We start from the raw sequence: 19,593 nt of genomic DNA on the forward strand, positions 1-19,593 counted from the left end.
CTACATCTACATCTACATCTACATCTACATCTACATCTACATCTACATCTACATCTACATCTACATCTACATCTACAATTTTCTGAAAGTTAAGTTTTCGAATGCTTAGATTGGCATATTCATTGCTTATTTTATGCTATCTGGTCAGACCAGTCAGACAATGCGTTGATATGGAGCAACAATGGATTTACAGCAATTTAACCAGTTGAGTCGTGTGCAAGCCCAAGCGCTATTACAGCCTTGTGTACATATTCCACATTGGATTGAAGCATTAATTCAACAGCGACCATTTTCCTCGACAGATCAACTGTTTCACTATGCAGTTGAACAGGCGCAGGGATGGAGTTGGGTAGAAATTGCGGAAGCCTTGGCGCAACATCCACGCATTGGTGAGCGTAAAGCAGCAGCAGAATTGTCAGCGAAAGAACAGGATTTTTCTAAACATGAGCAGTCCCAGCTAGGTGCAGATGTAGCATTACAACAAGCACTGTATCAGGGCAATCTAGATTATGAGCACAAATTTGGACATATTTTCCTGATTCGTGCTGCTGGGCGTACAGGGCAAGAAATGCTCTCGGAATTACACCGTCGTCTTAGCAATACCATTCAACAGGAACAGCAAGAAGTACAGCAGCAGTTGACCGAAATTGCAGTACTGCGTTTAAAACAGGAAATTCAATAATGGCTGGAATTAGTACTCATATTTTAAATGCATCTGTCGGGCAGCCTGCAGTTGATGTCGTGGTGAAATTATTGCGTCATTTCGGCGATTCATGTGTGTTGCTAGATACACAACACACTGATCAAGACGGTCGAATCAAAGCCTTTGATGTAGATCAGTTTGAGCAGGGTAATTATCAATTGGTCTTTGAAGTCGCTGCTTATTTTGAGCAGCAGCACGTTGCCAGTTTTTATCCACGTGTCTGTATTGATTTTAAGGTCGTAGATGAAACTCAGCACTACCATGTGCCGTTATTAATCAGCCCATTTTCTTATTCAACTTATCGCGGTAGTTAAAGGTCACCGAAGCCTTCACAAGATTCAGGACTTTGAGGAACAACACATGCAGCACCAGAATATAAACTCAGAAACACCGAATATTGCCCCAGAACATCAACAGTTGGGATTGAATAAAAATGTCATGTTTGGCTTACAACATGTTTTGACCATGTATGGCGGCATTATTGCACCACCGTTGATTATTGGTGCTGCTGCAGGCTTGGCGCCAGCTGAAATTGGACTTTTGATTGCAGCCGCTTTATTTGTAGGTGGTTTAGCTACGGTATTGCAAACCATCGGTTTTAAATACTTTGGTGCGAAATTACCGATTGTACAAGGGGTATCGTTTGCGGGTGTGGCAACCATTCTAGCAATATTAAGTACGGGCGGGGGCTTGCCAACGGTTTATGGAGCCGTGATTGCAGCATCCCTTATCGGATTGGCAATAGCGCCATTTTTCTCCAGAATTATTCGCTTTTTCCCACCCGTAGTGACGGGTTGTGTGATTACCATGATTGGTATTTCACTGACACCTGTGGCGATTCGCTGGATTATGGGGGGTAATCCCAAAGCTGAAAACTGGGGAGATCCTGCCAATGTCGGCTTAGCCGCACTGACTTTAGCCATCGTGCTGATTTTCAGTATGCTGCGCAGTGTGATTTTACGTCGCTTAGCTATTTTGGTTGCGATAGTGCTGGGTACGATCTTCGCTTGGAGCATGGGCTTTACCGATTTCAGTAAAGTCGCAGCGGGTCCTATATTTGCGATACCGAATCTGTTTCATTTCGGTCTGCCTGTATTTGAAGTCACCGCCATTCTGTCTATGCTGATTGTCACGCTGGTGATTATGACCGAAACGACAGCGGACATTATTGCGCTTGGGGAGATTGTAGGTACGCCAGTAGATGCTAAACGCATTGGAGATGGTATTCGTGCAGATATGTTGTCTAGTGCTATTTCACCTTTATTTGGTTCATTTTCTCAAAGTGCCTTTGCCCAGAATGTTGGCTTGGTGGCAATCACTGGGGTGAAAAGCCGTTTTGTGGTCGCAACAGCGGGAGGCATTCTGATTGTATTAGGCTTACTGCCAATTGTGGGACGTTTAGTTGCCTCGATTCCTATGCCTGTATTGGGTGGTGCAGGGATCGTCTTGTTTGGTACGGTTGCCGCAAGTGGGATTCGTACACTGGCAAAAGTAGATTATAGCGATAACAGCAATTTGATTATTGTGGCGACTTCCTTGGCGATAGGCATGATTCCGATTGTAAATCATGAGTTTTATGCACAATTCCCAACATGGGTGAAAACCTTATTACATTCGGGCATTAGCTCAACCTGTATCAGTGCCATTTTACTGAACTTGCTGTTCAATCATTTACCACGGACGCGATCACAACTGGGCTTAGATTCGATTGCATCTGAAACGAAGCATACGTCTTCATAGCTCTGTTGCTATTCACTTAATTCTTCAATTTTTTAGTCAAACTTAATTTAAAAGGTGCTTATTCAATTTTGAATAGGTCTAGGGGAGCTTTTGACTTCAAATAGTCCAAAAGCATATTTAAATAATAAACAAGTAATTGTTTATTAAAAATAAATTAATTTTAAATATTGATCTTGGGGTTGTTATGCAAACGTTTAAATTAAAATCAGCACTGTTCATGCTCGCAATGACTTCGGCAATGCAAAGTTGGGCAGCAGACACCAGTCTGAATGGGATGTTCAATATGGGACAGGATTGTCAAATCGAATCCAATTCAGTGGCGACATTTGGTGCAGCACTGGGTTGTGGTGCAGTCCATGGAGCAGTAAAGAGCCTGTATTATTCGACCAATAATGCCTACTTTGTCGAAGGTTTAAACCAAGACACGGTTTCGATGGGCGGCTATATTCGCTATGAAACCGCTCCATTTTATGGGGTACAAGCCGCAATTGGTTATGACCTGCAACGTCGTTTAGATGAGAAAAATAAGCATCCTGAAGTCTCAGAACTGAAAGAAGACCGTGATGGTTTGGCTGAAGCCTACATCTCATGGAAAAATGACATGGCACGGGTGACCATTGGTAATCAGCGCTTAAATTTACCTTTTATGGGGGATTATGCTGATCGACGTGTACTGTTGAATCTTTACCAAGCGGCTGATGTACAGATAGGTAATCACAAAGATTATTTACGCTTCACCAAAGTGAATAAATTCAAGAGTTATGGTGATGATGAATTTACTGAAACTTCGCGTCAAAATGCCAATCTTGATACCGATGGGGGCTGGTTGATTGGTTTAGGTAAAGCCTTTAATTTCGATAACCAAAAACAGTTAAAAACACAGTTCTGGTATCAAAGTTATGATGACTATACCGATTTGATTTATACCCAAGCTGATTTCGCTTTACCATTATGGAAAACCGCCCCTGAATTCTCTGTGCAATATATCAATGGACGAGAGCAGGGTAAGGCATTGGCAGGTGAGGTGAATAGCAATATTTTTGGTGTGCAAGCAGCATTCAAAGTCGTACCGAAAGCCACATTAAAACTCGCTTATGATTATATTAAACCTGATCATGAGAGTTATTTAAATGGTGCATTACTAACACCCTATGCCACGAAAACCTCGTCGGGTGAAATTTTTGCCCAGCCATTTTTCACCAGTACCCAAGACTTAGGAGCGGGCAATGCACTGATGGTCTCACTGGATGGCATGCTGGCGGATCAGTTGATTGGTGGGGTACGCTATTCATTCATGGATTTGAAAGAGGCAGAAAATGTTGAAAGTCGTAATCAATCAGAATATATGCTGTTTGGAATTTACAATTTTAAAGGGGTACTGAAAGGTTTAAGCGTGAGTAACTTTGCGGGCATTCAAACTTCGCCACGCTACAACAAAGACTTTTTACAAAACCGTTTTGCCATTTCTTATAAATTTTAAGATCTACACAGGATTAGCATTTTTTCTCGAGCAAGGATGCTGTTTTTTTACAGATATATAGACACAAAAATGCCCCGAATCTCGGGGCATTTTTATAGCAAGGTTTAGTCTAAAGGATTACCGACAATATTGCTGATAATGCCTTGCATGATATGGCTACCTTGTTCTTGATACAGCGACTGATACCATTCTTCAGTCAACTGACGATCTTTCATATGGGTCACATCACAACGCTTACGGGCACGCAGTACCATTTCACGGGTACGTTCATTGCGTTTGTTTTGATAGCGGGTTAAGGCATCTTCCAAACCAAAAGTATTGATTTGTAAGGCACGTGCCAAATAAATGGCATCTTCCATGGCTTGGCAGCCACCTTGACCAATGTCAGGGGTAGTGCTGTGTGCAGCATCACCAAGTAACACTACACGTCCTTTGTAGAACGTCATAAAGGGTTCAATGTCATGAATTTCGACCCGATTGGTCTTTTGCTCATCAATACTGTCAATCAACAGTTGTACAGGTTCACACCAACCTGCAAAGTATTGTTTTAAAGTCGCTTTGTATTGCTCACGTTGATTCGGTAATCCGACATCCAAGGGCACATCAAAGAAGAAATAGAAACGGTTATCGGCAACAGGCATCAGCGAGACACGTTTACCTTCGCCAATATATGTGGTCCATTGTCGAGCAGGAGCGAGTCCTTCATTAATTTCGACCAGACCATTCCAATTGACATAGCCAGCATAACGGCGTTCAACCGTATGTCCCAGTACGTGTTGACGTGTGAGAGAGTGGGTGCCATCTGCACCAATCAGCAAGTCGGCTTCGACCGATGATCCATCTTGAAAATGAATGCAGACCTGCGTAGCTTGGTCTTCGATGCGAATCATCTTTTTTCCCAGCTGAATATCCTGCATGCCAAAGTGCTGCATTAACAGGTTTTGCAAATCGGCACGTGAAACAGGATAAGCCTTTTGCCCGACTTCTTTGTACAGCGGCGTCAGGCTAAATTGGGTCATGGTTAGCTGATTTAAGCCATCTACATACGCCAAGGATTCCATTTCACCACCCAGTGCTTGAATCTCATGCGTCAGACCAAGGTAGTTCAAGCACTTGACCCCATTCGACCACAGCGAAATTGCAGCACCGACAGGCAAAATTTCAGTGGCTTGCTCGTAAATCGTGACTTGATGCCCGAATTTTTTTAAGGCGATACCTGCGGTCAAACCGCCCATACCTGCACCGACAATTGCAATCTTCATGGATGAGAACCCTATCTATTTTATTTAAACAATTAAAATGTATAAGGTGCTTTAAGCGAGAACTGTGCCAATTTTACGTCACTGGTTTTACTGGTATGACCAGTGTTTATGCATCATAAAATTGCAGAAAAAATCTAAACGATCTTTGATGATTCATAATATGAGAGAAAGTGGTGCAAGAAGTGAAAAGGGCTTCTTGGTTGAGGTTCAAAAGTGATATTTGCACCAAGAAATTCTAAGGATGATATTTCTTACTAGTGAGTTTTAAGGGATAACTCAAATGATAACCTGAGCTGAAAGCCCCATGATGCTGAGCAGATGTCAGCATGAATTGACTAGATTTGGATATTCAAACAAGGGAGATAAAAATAAACGAGGGTAAAGTTTTGACCATCGTTTAAATTGCAGGCTGGAAAAACGGACTTAATTGATTGCTTGATGTCTAGAGAAGTAAACCCCTGCACGTTGTGCAGCACCAATGATATGCGCTTGCATGGCTTTTTCAGCTGCTAAGGCATCTTGCTGGCAGAGTGCCTTTAAGATGGCTTCATGCTCTTGCACAGTTTTAAAGGCTAAATTTGGTTGTAAAAAGGGTAAGATCTGGCTCTTTTTAGTCCATTCGGTGTGCATCTTAAGTGTTTGAATAATCGATTGATTGTTGCTTAAATCAATAATGTATTGATGAAAGGCATAATCAAATTCGGAAGCCGCTTGCCAGTCTTGTTTCTGAATCGCATGGCTGAGTTGCTCATGGTATTGCTGTAACAGGACTTTGTCTTCGGGGCTTAAATATTCGCATGCCAACAGCGCCGAAAAACTTTCTAAAACATAACGTAATTGATAGAAATCTTTTAAAGATACACGATGTTCGCCGTCCCACTGTTCCGAGGCTTGGCTATGTTGTGAAATCACATAAACCCCTTTACCTGCCTTAATTTCCAGTAAACCTAAAGCAGCGAGTCGGGTCACGGCTTCTCGTAAAGAGGCACGGCTAATGCCCAGTTGTAGCGCCAATTCACGTTGTGAGGGCAATACTGAACCAACACCATAAACACCTTGCTGAATGCGTTGATGAATCACTTCTACAGCTTGCTCAGTCACCTGAGATGATTTTCTATTGAGCATGGCTTGAGGCTTCATAATAAGCACCGCATCCTATTTAAAAACGAACAACTTGATTCTACACAAAAAAACGAAAAGGATTCGTTTTTTGCAGCAAAATAAGCGAGAATTTTGCAACAGGTCAGACCAGTTGGACTGGTTTTTGCATAATTTAAATCAAAGATAATTTTAGGAATGTTCAATGACGGTGCATATTGCCAAATCTGTAGTTTTACCAGAAGCGTTAAACGGTCTCACCAACTTAGCGGATGCGCGTATTGGTGCCAGTATTGTGTCTTGCTCGGATGAGTTTTTTGCCAAAGCAGAGCGCATGCTTCAAGCCGAACCAGCTCAATTTATTGAAGGTAAATATGATGACAACGGTAAATGGATGGATGGCTGGGAAACACGACGCAAGCGCGAAGCGGGTTATGACTGGTGCATTGTCCGTTTAGGCGTGGCAGGAATTGTGTCGGGTTTTGATGTGGATACATCTTTCTTTACAGGAAATTATCCAGCATCGGCTTCGATTGAAGGTTGCTATGCAGCAGATGATCAGCTTGAACACGCCGAATGGTTGCCGTTACTAAGTAATTCTGTACTGTCACCCGATCAGCATCATATTTTCCAGTGTGACCCGCAAAAAGTGACGCATATTCGCATCAATATTTTCCCTGATGGTGGCATTGCCCGCTTACGTATCTATGGTCAGGTAGTTCTTGAAAAGATTGATCCTGATCAAGTGCTGGATTTAATTGGACTGAAGAATGGTGGACGCATTGTGGCATTTAGTGATGCGCATTTTGGTCACCCAAGTAATCTGATTAAACCCGATGCTGGGTTAAATATGGGCGATGGCTGGGAAACCAAACGCCGCCGTGCGCCTGGGTTTGACTGGTGCATTATCGCCTTGGGGCAGGCTGGGCATGTCGATCAGATTGAAGTCGATACGGCATTTTTTAAAGGCAATTTCCCTGCATTTTGTTCGATTCAGGCGGCATATGTGGAAAATGCCACGGATGCTCAGCTTATTCCGCAAAGTATGTTCTGGTCGTTCTTGCTCGAGCAGCAACCGTTAACGATGGATCACCAGCATACGTATAGCACTGAAATTTCGTCGCATGAAAAGGTCAATTATATCCGCGTCAATATGATTCCAGATGGCGGAATTAGCCGTATCCGTCTCTGGGGAAAAATGTCAGCACAATAATCTACCCAGCAGTTTCAGCATCTTGAATGAGATGCTGACTCAGAAAAATGATAAGAGAAGAATGAGATATGCATGAACCAGCCATTATGATTCAACCTTTAACCCGAGAAAGTTTCGCACCTTTTGGTGATGTGATTGAAACTGAGGGAAGGGATCATTTTCCAATTAATCAAGGATTGACTCAGCGCTTTCATGCACTGTCTTTGATCCAAATGGGGGGCGAAAATGGGGCAGTGGGGCTGAGCATTTTTCATAATCTGTTATCTACGCCTGTACCGTTTAAAATTGAAATGCTGGAGCGGCATCCGCTGGGTTCACAGTCTTTTGTGCCTTTGGATGGGCAAAAATTTCTGATAGTGGTTGCACTTCCTTTCGATCAAGTGCATCCAGATGAGCAACGCATCTCTGTCTTTCTCAGCAATGGTCAGCAAGGTGTTACTTACCATCAAGGGGTGTGGCATCATCCTTTGCTTACGCTTGAAGCGAACAGTGATTTCTTGGTGGTCGATCGGATTGGTGAAGGTCACAATTGTGATATTCATACCTTGTCGCAGCCCGTTTGGGTGGTCGAGTCGTGTACACAGTCAGAGATGGTTGGTCTCTGACTGTGTAAACGCTATTGAAAGCAGAGATAGAGATATAGTTTAAAGTATTGGTAGGTAGCTCATTTTAATTTAGAATTCTCAATCGTACGAATATTCGAGTATCTTTATTATTTTCTAATTAAGATTTTTCTATAAAACATAAATATTGATTTTCTATGTCAACAAAACGTTATGTAGTAAGAGAGTTGCTTGAACAGCATACAAAGCAAAAAAAGCAAGAAAAATTAGAGCAAAGACGTTTAGCACTTGAGCAACGCGCAAAGCACAAGAAACAGAATAAAATCCTACTAGTATTTTTGTTGATTCTATTTGTTCCACCTTTACTTTTATTTCCTGCATTTCCAAAAAATCTATGGCAGTATGAAATTTATCGCTACATCACTGAAAGCATGTTTATCATTATTGGAACTAAAGGCCCTTTGCCATTTTTTACTATTCTTTCCAGTATTTATGTCACTTTTGTGATGCTAGTGTTAAGTGTTTATCTATGCTTTGTATTTATTAAAAATGTCGGGATAAAAAAGCAATTTCAAGAAGTAATTTATAGTAAATTCTTTCATGCCGAGTTTGAGGCATCGAAGAAATACCCTTGGCTTGAGAAGTCATTCATCAAGAAAACAATTGTTTCGGGTATGTTTTTCTTTTGCTTTGTAATGAGTCTGATTCATTTTCTTATAGATGATATCTCCTTTCAGGATGGAAGTCGCAGAGGAGCACTCATTCAGTTGGGCTATAACTATCGGATTGGTGTGCTTGTATGGGAAAGTGTGTTTAGTATCTGTACTGTCTTCCCATTTTTCTATTTCATTTTTTTATTCATTTATCTTTTTAACTATTTTTTTCGCGGATTAGGCACTGGAAAAATTATTATTCCCCAAAAAGTGGTACATAAAGGAACCAAGAAGAGCTCACAGAAAAGATCATAAACAAAAATAAATCGAATATGGTTTAATAATAGACAGAGACAATTTGTCTCTGTCTGAAATGAGTCAAGGATTAATATTTCCCTTCAAAGTTGGCGCTAATACGCTGTTTTAAATATTTTTTTGCTGTAATCGCAGGATATTTATGGGCCGGACTTTCAATCAGCACATCTTCATTGGCTTGGCAGAAAAATGCCAAACTATAACGTGCACCTTGATATTCATGGGCTTCAGGGTTTTTCACGCGATGGAAGTTGGATGGCAATTGGTCATCACTCCAGCGCATCAGCATATCGCCAATATTACAGGTAATCACATCATCCCGCGGTTCAATGCTGGTCCATTGTTGCTGTTCCATATCTTTACCTGGACAGACTTGCAAACCACCTTGACCCTTGCGCTGGAACAATAAGGTTAAGCAGTCGAAGTCGGTGTGCGCACCTGCACGCCATAAGCCAAGTTGATCTTTCAGTGCAGGATCAACCGCATAGTAATGCAGCATACGCAGGGTACTTTGATAGCTTTCTTGTTGAGGGTCATGTGCATGCGTAAAGAAATCATCGGCAAAACCAAGCTTATAGGCAAAGCAGGACAAAATTTTCATCCCCACTTCCCAGCAAGCATGTTCAAATTGCAACATGGTCTGCTTGAAGTTTGGTAACTCTTGCTCAGAAGGATACAAGCCTTCCATGCGCGGGCGAGTGATTTGATAAGATTCCTTTTGATCAGGCGTATGTGTCGATGGTCGGACTTGCGCCTTACTTTCCCAGCCAGAGTTTCGCTTTAATGGATACTGGGCTTTGACGGGTTCAGGTAGTTGAAAGAAACGCTGTGTCATTTCAAAAGCATTATTGATTTGCTCTAGCGGAATCCCGTGATGTGAGACTTGAAAAAAGCCAATATCGGTCGCGGCTTGCCAGAGCTGGTCAGCGATTTCATATTTGCGTTGTTCAAAATCAGATAAATCAATCACGCGGACTTCGCGTTCAAAGGTTTCTTGACCGAAGGCGCCCATTCGCGCTTCTTTTTTTAATTCATCTAGGCTGTAATCATCTTCAGCAATGGGGTTCAGGATGGGATGGTTCATATCTCTACCTCAAATTTTGGATATACATGACCCAATCTTGCTGTAGACAGGAGAAAGGGTCATTTTGGTCAAAAAAAGCCACATATTCTTTGGTGAAGAACATGGACATATTTCTGAGCAATGACCCACAAAGATGACAGAAAGAAAAATCTTTGCTGAACGCTTCTACTCTGCTTTAAGCTAAGCATTTTTTATACCAAGACAGAGAATCAATAAAAAATAGAAAATATAGCGTGTGAAATAAGCAATTTTTAACTTGTGATGAATCAGGATGGAATGGGAGTAAAAGAATGAATCATTTTTGCACATTGGGATGCTGTAAATTGGTGCGTAAGCTGACTAATCTCGTCGAGTAAGTTTAGGTTGGGAGTAGATGCTGCTTCATCTACGATTTGAAAAAGGATTAAGATGCAGTCTTATTTAACTTAAGATATTGAAAAATAATTAAAATTATAAATTGGCATAGAGCTTGCTAAATCTAGCTTGAGTATAAGCGGTTAGTGTGTAGCTTACACATGGGACATTGCTCTACAGCGTTGGCTGTTCCTCTTTTAGGGGACAAGGCTAAGTTTGGCTTGGCTTTGAGAGAAAATGTATCTGAACATTTTACCCCTAAAAAAGAATAGCAAAGTGAGTTCATGCATAGATTAGGGGTATTACTTATGAAAATTCATCACCGTGTAGGCAAAGGTCATTTAGCTCTCCTTGCTGGTGCTTTACTTTGGAGTTCCTTCTCGCAGGCTGCCGATAAACTGGTTTTGCAAACCACTTGGTATGCTCAAGCCGAACAGGGCGGTTATTATCAAGCTTTGGCACAAGGCATTTATAAAAAATACGGATTAGATGTCGAAATTAAAATTGGCGGTCCACAAGTCAATAATATGACCCTGCTGCTATCAAAACGTGCCGATATTATTATTAACTATGATTTACAAGTGCTGAAAGGCATGGAAAGTAATTTTCCCATTAAGGCCATTGCTGCACCATTCCAGTTTGATCCGCAAGGAATACTCACCCATGCCGATGTTAAATCCCTATCCGGGTTAAAAGGGAAAACCATTCTGGTCTCGACCAGTGGGCAAGCAAGCTGGTGGCCATGGTTAAAAAACAAATATAAGTTAGATGCTGCGCAAGCACGCCCGTATACCTTCAATATGCAACCGTTCCTTGCGGGTAAAAATGTCGCGCAACAAGCCTACGCCACTTCAGAAGTTTTCCAAGCCAGAAAAGCAGAACCTTCAAGTAAATTCTTCTTATTTGCCGATGCTGGCTATCCCGCGTATGGCGGAATTTTAGTGACCCGTAATGATGTGATTCAGTCCAAACCTGATGTGGTACAGCGTTTTGTAAAAGCCTCGATGGAGGGCTGGAAAAATTACTTAGCCGATCCAAGACTCGGTAATGCCATCATCAAAAAAGAAAATCCAAATATGCAGGATGATCTGTTGGCATTTGCTGTGGGGCAAATGAAACAACTGCGTCTGATTGATGGTGGCGATGCCAAAAGCAAAGGCATTGGTGTCATGACTGATGCACGCTGGAAAGCGACCCGAGATTTTATGGTTGGTGCAGGTTTATTGGATGCCAAGGTCAACTGGAAAAATGCTTACACCACTCAGTTTGTAAGTTCTGTCAAAAAATAATACCCGTAACAGGTTAATAAAATAAGGCAGTTTGCCTGAAGGGGAAACCTTATGAATTTTGCATTACCCATTGAAGAGATGCTGCAACAATCGAGCAGCTTTATCCCCCCGATGCTGATGGCTAGAGGCGTGGAAAAGACTTATCCCAATGGAACCCATGCCTTACAACGTCTGGATTTAGATATTGCCCGTGGGGAAATCGTTTCTCTGCTCGGACCCTCAGGTTGTGGCAAAAGTACCTTGCTGAAAATGTTTGCCGATCTGGAACAACCTACTGCTGGACAAGTGCGCTGGAATGGTAAAAATGACATTCAGTCGCAGTGCAAAATGGCGATGGTGTTTCAGGAAGCGACCCTGATGCCATGGGCGAATATTGAAGACAATGTGCGCTTACCGTTGGATTTACAAGGCGTATCTAAATCCGTCCGTACGGCAAAAGTGCATGAGGCTTTAAAAGCCGTAGGATTAGAAAAATTTACTCAAGCCTATCCGCGAGAACTTTCAGGCGGAATGCAAATGCGAGCATCTCTAGCTCGAGCCTTGGTCACAGAACCAGATTTGTTACTCATGGATGAACCCTTTGGGGCTTTAGATGAATTTACCCGTCATAAACTCGACAGTGATATCCGCCAGTTATGGTCGGAACGTGATTTAACCGTGGTATTTGTCACCCACAGTATTTATGAAGCGGTGTATTTATCCTCTCGTGTCATTGTCATGGGTGCTCGTCCAGGCCGAGTGGTCGCGGATATTGAAATTGATGGTCCGTATGCGCGGGATGAAAGCTTCCGTACTTCAGCAGCGTTTATTCAACAATGTTCATATCTATCACAAGTATTGGCTCAAGCGAGTGGAGGGCATGATCATGATTAAACCGTTAATCAAGAACCCTGCTATTCAACGGATTGCAGCACCCATGATGTTAGGTTTGTTGTTGCTGCTGACTTGGCAAATCAGTTTTCAGCAACTTGATGTGCCTGTGTATATTGTTCCTAAACCAAGCGATATCGCCATGACCTTGGTGAATCAGTCAGGGCTATTATTTGGTAGCTTGTGGGTCACTTTAAAAATCACCTTATTGGCATTTCTCAGTGCGGTAATTATTGGCACTTTGGTCGCTTTTTTGTTTGTGCAAAGTCGTGTCATTGAAGCCTGCTTTATGCCTTATGCCATTTTATTCCAAGTCACACCAATTGTTGCGATTGCACCGTTGGTGATTATCTGGATTCAAAACACCACGTTGGCTTTGGTGGTCTGTGCCATGTTGGTGGCGATTTTCCCGATTTTGACCAATACCACTTTGGGGTTGCGTAGTGTAAATAAGGGCTTATTGAATTTATTCCAAATTAATAAAGCCAGTCGCTGGCAGATTTTGTTGCGCTTGCGTGTCCCGAATGCGCTACCGTATTTCTTTGGTGGGCTACGGATTTCTTGTGGTCTTGCATTGATTGGTGCGGTGGTCTCTGAGTTTGTGGCAGGTACGGGCGGCACCAGTGCTGGACTGGCTTATCAGATTTTACAAGCAGGTTTTCAACTGGACTTACCTTTAATGTTTGCAGCGTTGTTACTGATTACCTGCACAGGCTTGGCGTTATTTGTGCTGATGTCTTGGATCAGTACTTTGTTTTTAAGTAAGTGGCACGAAAGTGAGCAGGTCTAATGAATACTCAATATCTAATTAAAAATGCTTATGCCATTTTGACGGGTTTATCTGGCGATGCAGCACGCTCTAGTGCAACCGATATTCGTATTCAGGATGGAAAAATCAGTGCCTTAGGACAGCTCAGCCCAGAACCAGAAGATACCATTGTTGATGCCAAAGATTGTGTGATTTACCCAGCATGGGTGAATACGCATCATCATCTGTTTCAGTCATTACTGAAAGGGGAGCCACAAGGTTTAAACCAGAGCTTAACGTCTTGGCTGGCCAGTACACCATATCGCTTTCGTGGTGCGTTTGATGAGGCAACCTTTCGTATAGCCGTACGTATTGGGCTGATTGAGTTATTGCGCTCGGGCTGCGCCACAGTGGCCGATCATCATTACCTATATTGGCCAAATATGCCGTTTGATGGTGCTGCAATCTTATTTGAAGAAGCGGAAAAACTTGGAATGCGCTTTGTGCTGTGTCGTGGCGGAGCAACCCAAACCCGTGGTTTGGAAAGTGAGTTACCTCAAGCCTTGCGTGCAGAAAAGTTTGAAGATTACATGTTGGATGTTGAACGCTTGGTTCAGCAATATCATCAAAAAGATGCCAATGCATTTCGAAAGATTGTCATGGCACCAACCTCCAGTCTACATTCGACTACTGCGCAACAATTTAGAGAAAGTGCTAAATTTGCGCGGCAACTCGGGATTGGACTGCATAGCCATTTGTCTGAAACCGTCGATTATTTGGATGCGGCCAAGCATAAATTTTCCATGACACCTGTGCAGTTCTGTGCGGAACATGATTGGGTGGGTTCAGATGTCTGGTTCGCGCATCTAGTCAAATTGTTGCCTGAAGAAATCAAGATTTTAGGTCAAACCCATACAGGGATTGCGCATTGTCCACAAAGTAATGCGCGCTTAGGCAGTGGTATTGCCGACTTGGTAGCTTTAGAACATGCGGGCATGACCATTTCAATTGGGGTGGATGGTGCAGCCTCCAATGAAGCAGCCGATATGTTGTCTGAAACGCATGCAGCTTGGCTCATGCAACGCGCCCGTAAAGGCATGTTGGCGGTTCCTCAATATGATGGTGGATTATTTGAAGGCGGAGCTGATGCCGCGACCATTGAAGATATTGTGCGCTGGGGGACAGCAGGTGGCGCAAAAATTCTAGGTCTAGATCAAGTCGGTACGATTGAAGTCGGGCAGCAAGCAGATTTTGTTCTGTATCAGTTAGATGATCCCCGTTACTTTGGTCTACATGATATTGCCATTGGTCCGATTGCAAGTGGTGGTCGGGCACATATTAAAGCCATGTTTGTAGCTGGAAAAATAGTGGTACAGGATGATCAAATTCCAGATGTAGACATGAAGGAGTTGGCTTGGCAAGCAAGGCAGGCGGTGCAGTTACTGCAACAGCGGACTTTACAAGTGGCTTAAATGAAGTTCTGAAACACATTTTAATCTCTATAAAAGAGTTTACAGATTTTCACTGTAAGCTCTTTAAATATTTTAGGTGGGTTGTTTTTAATATTTTTATAAGTCGTATATTCTAGTTTTTAAGTGAGTTTAATATAGGATTTGATCATTAAAATTTTATTAACTTAAGTATTTTTATTCGAATATACATATATGTATATTTATAGCTTTATTTTTTTATACTCCCCGTGACTATATTTTTTATAAAAATTACAAAATTTTTATAAAATAAATTTAATTTTTAAAATTCACATGAACTTATATCTGTTTTTAAATAATAATTTATTGAATAATAAGTATTTTATTTTATGACTTGTTGGTCGGATTAAATGTTTTACTTTTTGAGTGTCGCAAGTAATTCAATATTTTATTGACAATATTTGTCAAATTAATCCAATGATGGTCATTTTAGCTAAAGAATTATTAGTTGTATTTTAATTATATCTTATTAATGTTGCTTTTGAAGTTTTTCTGTATTTTTAGGGAATTGAAATTAGTTTTTAAAGTGTGATAATTTTCACCAAATGTTATATTTATTTTGATTAAAAATGCAAAAAAAAATTAGATCACATGTGCTGGCCTCAGGATTTACATTGATTGAACTCATGATTACTATTGTGATTGCCGCGATTTTAGCTGCAATCGCAATACCTTCATATCAAAGTTATATCAAGAAATCACAGCTTCGAGCTGCGCAAAATGATTTGGTTGCATTAAGTTTAGTTTTTGAAAATTATTATCAGCGTAATCTATCTTATCCAAATGTTGATTATGCTGATACGAATGCATTAATAGCCTCAACAGCATTTCCACAATGGTCTCCAAGTAAAAAAGAAATTTTTGAGTTTTCCAGCGCTAAAGTCAATGCTGGCAAAGGATATGAATTATTGGCTACAGCCAAAAGTAGCAGTAATTTAAATGGTTGTATTTTAAAAATTACAAATACAAATACCAGAACTGCGACAACAAGTTGTGAAGGAAAGACCTCGTGGTAATCAGCAATATCAGAGAGGCTGGTTTAAGCCTAATCGAACTGATGATTACCATTACTATTCTGGCTATTTTAGTGGTCAGCGGAACAGCATTAACAGGTCAATGGTCAAGACAAACAGAATTAGATAAAGCCTCTATGGCTTTAAACAGTGCAATGGGATTAGCCAAAGCGACGGCTATTCGAAATGAATTTGCGCAAACAGCAGACTCTTCAGCCAGTCAAATATGCTTTGATGCCAATACCAAAGTACTCGAAGTTCATAAAGCGAGCGCAACTCAGGCTGCAAGTTGTAGCAATACAGTCGTATTTAGTTATCCCCTCAGTCAGCGCATAGAAATTAAGAATGTAGATACGACCTCCTTCAAATGCTTTTCATTTAATCATTTTGGGCAGGTTGCGACTGAAATTACGGGGAACTGTAAAAAGAATTTAACGCTCACGCTCAGTAACGGGACATTAAATGAAAGCCTTACATTCAATTAAATCAAACCAACACGGGGTTGGTTTATTGGAGGCACTCATCGCTGTTGCACTTTCCAGCTTTGTCATTTTAGGTGCACTTTATAGTATGGGGCGTATGTTTGTGAGCCAGAAGCAGACCAATGTGCAATATATTGTAATTAATGAATTACGAGCAAAGTTACAGAATGCAACCTCGTCCGAGAAGGCTGAATGGTGCAATGGTACAAGCCATCCAACCATTACATTGCCTAAGGAAACTTCTGCAACAGATGTAAAGGTTATTTGTAAGTCAATGGACGTGACCGTAAACAATGCCAGCAACTCAAGTTATAACAAAACAATTACAGAAACGCAGTTAGTCAAATTTGAGCTAGATAATGCCTTGCTCGGTGGAAAAGTAACCGTTGGGGAAGAGTTAAAATGAGACATCAAACTGGGGTGACTTTAATTAGTTTATTGGTGGGCTTGGTGATTGCTATGTTGTGTGTAATCGCTTTACTAAGTTCCTATCGCGTGGTGGTGAAGTCCGGTGTGGAGTCTCGTATGGCGACAAGTCACGATACTCAGCTACAGCGTGGTTTAACGACGGCACAAATGTTTTTGCAAAATGCTGGTTTTGGTTTATCTGGATCAAATCACATACAGACATCAAGCATAGAAGTGAATAGTCAAAACCTTTCAGCCTTATTGTGGCGTTATAAAACTGGAACTAGCACTTTTTGTCAGGGTTTGGTGGATATAAAAAGTTCAGATAATAAGAAACGACAGTTAGTTTTACTGCAAGGCACTCAGGATAGCAGTAGTACAAGTTGTGATGATACAACCAACTTATCTACCCTCACTTGGAAAGTGCAAAGTGCATTAGCAACTTTGGAAGATTTTTCAGACGATAAAACCAATCCTGTACAGATCAATTTTACTCAGTCCAGCAGTGCATGTACGCCGTATGGTGCCGGAAAAGTTGATGCGAGTGTGCAACATCCTTTAATTCTGATTTCCGCCAAAACCAGTACGCAGCATATTGCAGGTTTAGCTACGGTGGAAATTCCAGTTTGTGTTGTCAATATAACGGTGTGATGAGATAAAAATTATGAACTTACCAACATCTCAACGTGGTTTTGCAACAATACTCATCGTGTTATTAATTGGACTTGCAATAGGTGGTTCTGCATTAGGGACAGCTTATTATCTCAATACTTCGCAAAAAAGTTTAGTTTCCAGTCATGCATTGACCAATGCTCAATCAGGGGCTTGGACGGGTGTAGAAATCTTTCGTAAATATTTGAACGGATTAGATGCTGATGGTCTTCATGCCTTGAATGGGCAAAACTTAACATTGAACATTCAAGATGGTCGTACATTAACAGTTAACTCTATTGTGAGCACAAAAACGAGTACAAGCCCAGGAAAATATGAAGTCACTGCAACTATTCAGAATATGAGTGATCGTTCAGAGGCATCTGCGACCATTCAAATTGTCTATGAAGTGGCTTTAGATGCGAGTTCGACACCCGATGATAATAACTCTATTGGAACGTCGAGTTTTCCTGCGGCAATGAACTTTTATGGTGACTTGGATGCACGAGGCGGAATTAAGTTATCGAATGGAGATAATGCGCGTGCTGTTATTAATGTTGCTGGAAATTTCACAGCAAACTCAATTAAAGGCATTAAAACCTTAAATGTCATTGGCAATGTGAATATTTCGGGCGCAGGCATTGAGGGTTTAGAAAATATCTATACCAATGGTAATGTCAATTTATCGGGGAGTGGTTCAGTCAATCTCATCTCAGCAAAAGGAACAGTGACCACCAATGGCTCATGGTCTGAAGGCAATATTTATGCAGATCAGGACGTAACAATTAGTAGTAGCGGTGCTGTAAATAGTATTGATACAAAGGCATCAATTTTTGCTGGCGGAAATGCAGCCATTGGTACTGCGATTGCAGGTAAAACGATCAATATTACCAATGCATCGATACAAAAGGCTTTAGCTAACGAGAAAATCAACCATTCAAATTGGAAAAATTTAGCCTATGCAACCAGTGGCGATGTGCTGACTTGTGTACAAGAGCATTGGTATGATTTTACCTTGTTAAAAGCAGCATCATTTGCGAATTGTCCGAATGTTCCTGAAAAAATGCAAAAAATTGCAGCAGGTACGCAAGTGGCTTCCCCTCAAGGTGCATTGGTCACGGTCACGATGTCAAGTAAACCGATGGTGAATGCGCTGGATTATGAACAACAAGCCAATTATACCTTTAGTGTAAATAGCAATAATCAAATTCTGGTGTATGTGCGCAATGTCAATAGTGTGCCTGAAGGAGAGTATCGTATTGGAATGCAAAAAATTCAAAATCAGAAGTCATGGGGATACTTGTGTAAAACCGTGGATTCAAATAATTTCTGCACTTCCAATATTGTCGCCAATTTAGGTCGACGGGTGGATAATGGTCCTGAAATTATTAAATATGAAAATGGTAAATGGGTTTTAAAAGATACTCAGAGCCAAGTAGCATCTCTTGCTCCAGGGGTGCTCTTCTTTAAGGGTTCGATTGATATTTCACATGGTTATTATGTAAACACAATCATCAGTACAGGAAGCATTAATTATGGCAATGGTAATATTGAATTGATTGCACCGAATTATGCTGGTGCTCAAGCAACCTGTAATAGTTCAACCTTTAATATCCCAAGTAATTTATGTAGTTCATCAACTTCACTTATTCCTGCCAGTATTGGCAATATTGGTTTACTTGCTGGATCTTGCACAAATTCAACCACATTAGCGTTGTGTGAAAGCAGTTATGTGGGTGGAGATATTACTTTTAATGGTTCAGCAGAAGTGGAAGGGAATATTATTGCAGGAAATAAAATTATTACGGGTGGCTCAACCAGTATCAAAGGATCTATTTTAGCTTCAGCACATGGTGTTTCTAAGGGATCATCTTTAGGTGGTTCAACTGATATTGATTTTAATGGTACGACTTCGGATAACACCACAATTATCTTACCTGGTGGAGACGATGAAGAAGAAAGTGAAGATACTTCTTTAAGTGATAGGGCCAAAATTAAGTGGGCAAGATATCTATAAGTTGATGTAATTTTTAGACAGCCAATGAGTATTTTGAAATCTTTGGCTTAATCTTTTGCATACTTTACAGGTGTTTAAGATTCATTTTTTAGTAACTTTAAACGTAATCATTCAATCTAAAACAACCAAGAAATGGAATTTAGACACTGAAATGAGGCAC

At 41.1% G+C, this 19,593-nt stretch carries 19 protein-coding genes and 1 pseudogene; 17 read left to right on the top strand and 3 right to left on the bottom strand.

What is annotated here, in order from left to right; genetic code table 11:
• Window positions 1-181: 181 nt before the first annotated feature.
• The 4 genes from uraD to MKI85_RS00020 all read left to right on the top strand — a co-directional run bounded on the left by uraD (window position 182) and on the right by MKI85_RS00020 (window position 3,923).
• Window positions 182-682, top strand: a complete 501-nt coding sequence (gene uraD, locus MKI85_RS00005) for a 2-oxo-4-hydroxy-4-carboxy-5-ureidoimidazoline decarboxylase (RefSeq protein WP_241623789.1) — start codon at window positions 182-184, stop codon at window positions 680-682.
• The gene (uraH, locus tag MKI85_RS00010; protein ID WP_241623791.1) at window positions 682-1,017 is read left to right on the top strand and encodes a hydroxyisourate hydrolase; all 336 of its coding nucleotides are present in this window, start codon (window positions 682-684) and stop codon (window positions 1,015-1,017) included. Before uraD ends, uraH begins: the two co-directional genes overlap by 1 nt.
• 46 nt (window positions 1,018-1,063) lie before the next feature.
• Window positions 1,064-2,443, top strand: coding sequence for a nucleobase:cation symporter-2 family protein (locus MKI85_RS00015; protein WP_241623793.1), 1,380 nt, complete (start codon window positions 1,064-1,066; stop codon window positions 2,441-2,443).
• Between the two features lie 184 nt (window positions 2,444-2,627).
• Window positions 2,628-3,923 (top strand): hypothetical protein, encoded by a 1,296-nt coding sequence (locus tag MKI85_RS00020; RefSeq protein WP_241623795.1) that lies wholly within the window; start codon window positions 2,628-2,630, stop codon window positions 3,921-3,923.
• Between the two features lie 104 nt (window positions 3,924-4,027).
• Here MKI85_RS00020 and hpxO read toward each other — a convergent pair whose 3' ends face one another.
• Window positions 4,028-5,185, bottom strand: coding sequence for an FAD-dependent urate hydroxylase HpxO (hpxO, locus tag MKI85_RS00025; protein ID WP_241623797.1), 1,158 nt, complete (start codon window positions 5,183-5,185; stop codon window positions 4,028-4,030).
• Between the two features lie 423 nt (window positions 5,186-5,608).
• Entirely contained in the window at window positions 5,609-6,325 is a 717-nt protein-coding gene (locus MKI85_RS00030; RefSeq protein WP_241623799.1) for a FadR/GntR family transcriptional regulator, read from the bottom strand.
• Window positions 6,326-6,488: 163 nt separating this feature from the next.
• On the opposite strand from MKI85_RS00030, the gene alc reads away from it, so the two are divergent.
• From alc to MKI85_RS00045, 3 genes are all read left to right on the top strand, one after another.
• Complete coding sequence (alc, locus tag MKI85_RS00035) at window positions 6,489-7,496, top strand: allantoicase (RefSeq protein ID WP_241623801.1); 1,008 nt, start codon at window positions 6,489-6,491, stop codon at window positions 7,494-7,496.
• A gap of 68 nt (window positions 7,497-7,564) precedes the next feature.
• Window positions 7,565-8,101, top strand: a complete 537-nt coding sequence (locus MKI85_RS00040; protein WP_241623803.1) for an ureidoglycolate lyase — start codon at window positions 7,565-7,567, stop codon at window positions 8,099-8,101.
• A gap of 155 nt (window positions 8,102-8,256) precedes the next feature.
• Window positions 8,257-9,027, top strand: coding sequence for a hypothetical protein (locus MKI85_RS00045; protein WP_241623805.1), 771 nt, complete (start codon window positions 8,257-8,259; stop codon window positions 9,025-9,027).
• Window positions 9,028-9,097: 70 nt separating this feature from the next.
• On the opposite strand, the gene MKI85_RS00050 is transcribed toward MKI85_RS00045, so the two are convergent.
• Window positions 9,098-10,111, bottom strand: a complete 1,014-nt coding sequence (locus MKI85_RS00050) for an isopenicillin N synthase family dioxygenase (protein WP_241623807.1) — start codon at window positions 10,109-10,111, stop codon at window positions 9,098-9,100.
• A gap of 662 nt (window positions 10,112-10,773) precedes the next feature.
• Between MKI85_RS00050 and MKI85_RS00055 the strand changes: the two genes are divergently transcribed.
• The 10 genes and pseudogenes from MKI85_RS00055 (at window position 10,774) to MKI85_RS00100 (ending at window position 19,433) form a co-directional block, all read left to right on the top strand.
• Window positions 10,774-11,754, top strand: coding sequence for an ABC transporter substrate-binding protein (locus MKI85_RS00055; RefSeq protein ID WP_241623809.1), 981 nt, complete (start codon window positions 10,774-10,776; stop codon window positions 11,752-11,754).
• Between the two features lie 51 nt (window positions 11,755-11,805).
• The gene (locus MKI85_RS00060; protein ID WP_241623811.1) at window positions 11,806-12,627 is read left to right on the top strand and encodes an ABC transporter ATP-binding protein; all 822 of its coding nucleotides are present in this window, start codon (window positions 11,806-11,808) and stop codon (window positions 12,625-12,627) included.
• Window positions 12,620-13,414 carry an ABC transporter permease gene (locus tag MKI85_RS00065; RefSeq protein WP_241623813.1) on the top strand — a complete coding sequence of 265 codons (795 nt, stop codon included), beginning with the start codon at window positions 12,620-12,622 and terminating at the stop codon, window positions 13,412-13,414. The genes MKI85_RS00060 and MKI85_RS00065 overlap by 8 nt, the downstream gene beginning before the upstream one ends.
• A complete protein-coding gene (locus tag MKI85_RS00070; RefSeq protein WP_241623814.1) occupies window positions 13,414-14,844 on the top strand; it encodes an amidohydrolase family protein in 1,431 nt (476 codons plus the stop codon). Before MKI85_RS00065 ends, MKI85_RS00070 begins: the two co-directional genes overlap by 1 nt.
• Before the next feature lie 587 nt (window positions 14,845-15,431).
• Window positions 15,432-15,555 (top strand): annotated as a pseudogene (locus MKI85_RS16935) (prepilin-type N-terminal cleavage/methylation domain-containing protein); the annotation flags it as partial.
• Window positions 15,552-15,878 (top strand): type IV pilin protein, encoded by a 327-nt coding sequence (locus MKI85_RS00080; RefSeq protein ID WP_413351757.1) that lies wholly within the window; start codon window positions 15,552-15,554, stop codon window positions 15,876-15,878. The pseudogene MKI85_RS16935 and the gene MKI85_RS00080, both read left to right, overlap by 4 nt.
• On the top strand, window positions 15,872-16,360 hold the full coding sequence (locus MKI85_RS00085) for a pilus assembly FimT family protein (protein ID WP_241623816.1): 489 nt from the start codon (window positions 15,872-15,874) through the stop codon (window positions 16,358-16,360). The genes MKI85_RS00080 and MKI85_RS00085 overlap by 7 nt, the downstream gene beginning before the upstream one ends.
• Window positions 16,338-16,763, top strand: a complete 426-nt coding sequence (locus MKI85_RS00090) for a type IV pilus modification PilV family protein (protein WP_241623818.1) — start codon at window positions 16,338-16,340, stop codon at window positions 16,761-16,763. The genes MKI85_RS00085 and MKI85_RS00090 overlap by 23 nt, the downstream gene beginning before the upstream one ends.
• Window positions 16,760-17,416: a hypothetical protein gene (locus MKI85_RS00095; protein WP_241623820.1), complete on the top strand. Its 657-nt coding sequence runs from the start codon at window positions 16,760-16,762 to the stop codon at window positions 17,414-17,416. Before MKI85_RS00090 ends, MKI85_RS00095 begins: the two co-directional genes overlap by 4 nt.
• A 13-nt stretch (window positions 17,417-17,429) precedes the next feature.
• Window positions 17,430-19,433, top strand: coding sequence for a hypothetical protein (locus MKI85_RS00100; protein WP_241623822.1), 2,004 nt, complete (start codon window positions 17,430-17,432; stop codon window positions 19,431-19,433).
• The last annotated feature ends 160 nt before the right edge of the window (window positions 19,434-19,593 follow it).

Source organism: Acinetobacter zhairuonensis (assembly GCF_022601715.1).
In the GTDB taxonomy this organism is placed as follows: domain Bacteria; phylum Pseudomonadota; class Gammaproteobacteria; order Pseudomonadales; family Moraxellaceae; genus Acinetobacter.

Excerpts from the sequence above, each read along its gene's own strand:
- uraD (WP_241623789.1), top strand. The coding sequence starts at position 182 with ATGGATTTACAGCAATTTAACCAGTTGAGTCGTGTGCAAGCCCAAGCG.
- uraH (WP_241623791.1), top strand. The coding sequence starts at position 682 with ATGGCTGGAATTAGTACTCATATTTTAAATGCATCTGTCGGGCAGCCT.
- MKI85_RS00015 (WP_241623793.1), top strand. The coding sequence starts at position 1,064 with ATGCAGCACCAGAATATAAACTCAGAAACACCGAATATTGCCCCAGAA.
- MKI85_RS00020 (WP_241623795.1), top strand. The coding sequence starts at position 2,628 with ATGCAAACGTTTAAATTAAAATCAGCACTGTTCATGCTCGCAATGACT.
- hpxO (WP_241623797.1), bottom strand. The coding sequence starts at position 5,185 with ATGAAGATTGCAATTGTCGGTGCAGGTATGGGCGGTTTGACCGCAGGT.
- MKI85_RS00030 (WP_241623799.1), bottom strand. The coding sequence starts at position 6,325 with ATGAAGCCTCAAGCCATGCTCAATAGAAAATCATCTCAGGTGACTGAG.
- alc (WP_241623801.1), top strand. The coding sequence starts at position 6,489 with ATGACGGTGCATATTGCCAAATCTGTAGTTTTACCAGAAGCGTTAAAC.
- MKI85_RS00040 (WP_241623803.1), top strand. The coding sequence starts at position 7,565 with ATGCATGAACCAGCCATTATGATTCAACCTTTAACCCGAGAAAGTTTC.
- MKI85_RS00045 (WP_241623805.1), top strand. The coding sequence starts at position 8,257 with ATGTCAACAAAACGTTATGTAGTAAGAGAGTTGCTTGAACAGCATACA.
- MKI85_RS00050 (WP_241623807.1), bottom strand. The coding sequence starts at position 10,111 with ATGAACCATCCCATCCTGAACCCCATTGCTGAAGATGATTACAGCCTA.
- MKI85_RS00055 (WP_241623809.1), top strand. The coding sequence starts at position 10,774 with ATGAAAATTCATCACCGTGTAGGCAAAGGTCATTTAGCTCTCCTTGCT.
- MKI85_RS00060 (WP_241623811.1), top strand. The coding sequence starts at position 11,806 with ATGAATTTTGCATTACCCATTGAAGAGATGCTGCAACAATCGAGCAGC.
- MKI85_RS00065 (WP_241623813.1), top strand. The coding sequence starts at position 12,620 with ATGATTAAACCGTTAATCAAGAACCCTGCTATTCAACGGATTGCAGCA.
- MKI85_RS00070 (WP_241623814.1), top strand. The coding sequence starts at position 13,414 with ATGAATACTCAATATCTAATTAAAAATGCTTATGCCATTTTGACGGGT.
- MKI85_RS00090 (WP_241623818.1), top strand. The coding sequence starts at position 16,338 with ATGAAAGCCTTACATTCAATTAAATCAAACCAACACGGGGTTGGTTTA.
- MKI85_RS00095 (WP_241623820.1), top strand. The coding sequence starts at position 16,760 with ATGAGACATCAAACTGGGGTGACTTTAATTAGTTTATTGGTGGGCTTG.
- MKI85_RS00100 (WP_241623822.1), top strand. The coding sequence starts at position 17,430 with ATGAACTTACCAACATCTCAACGTGGTTTTGCAACAATACTCATCGTG.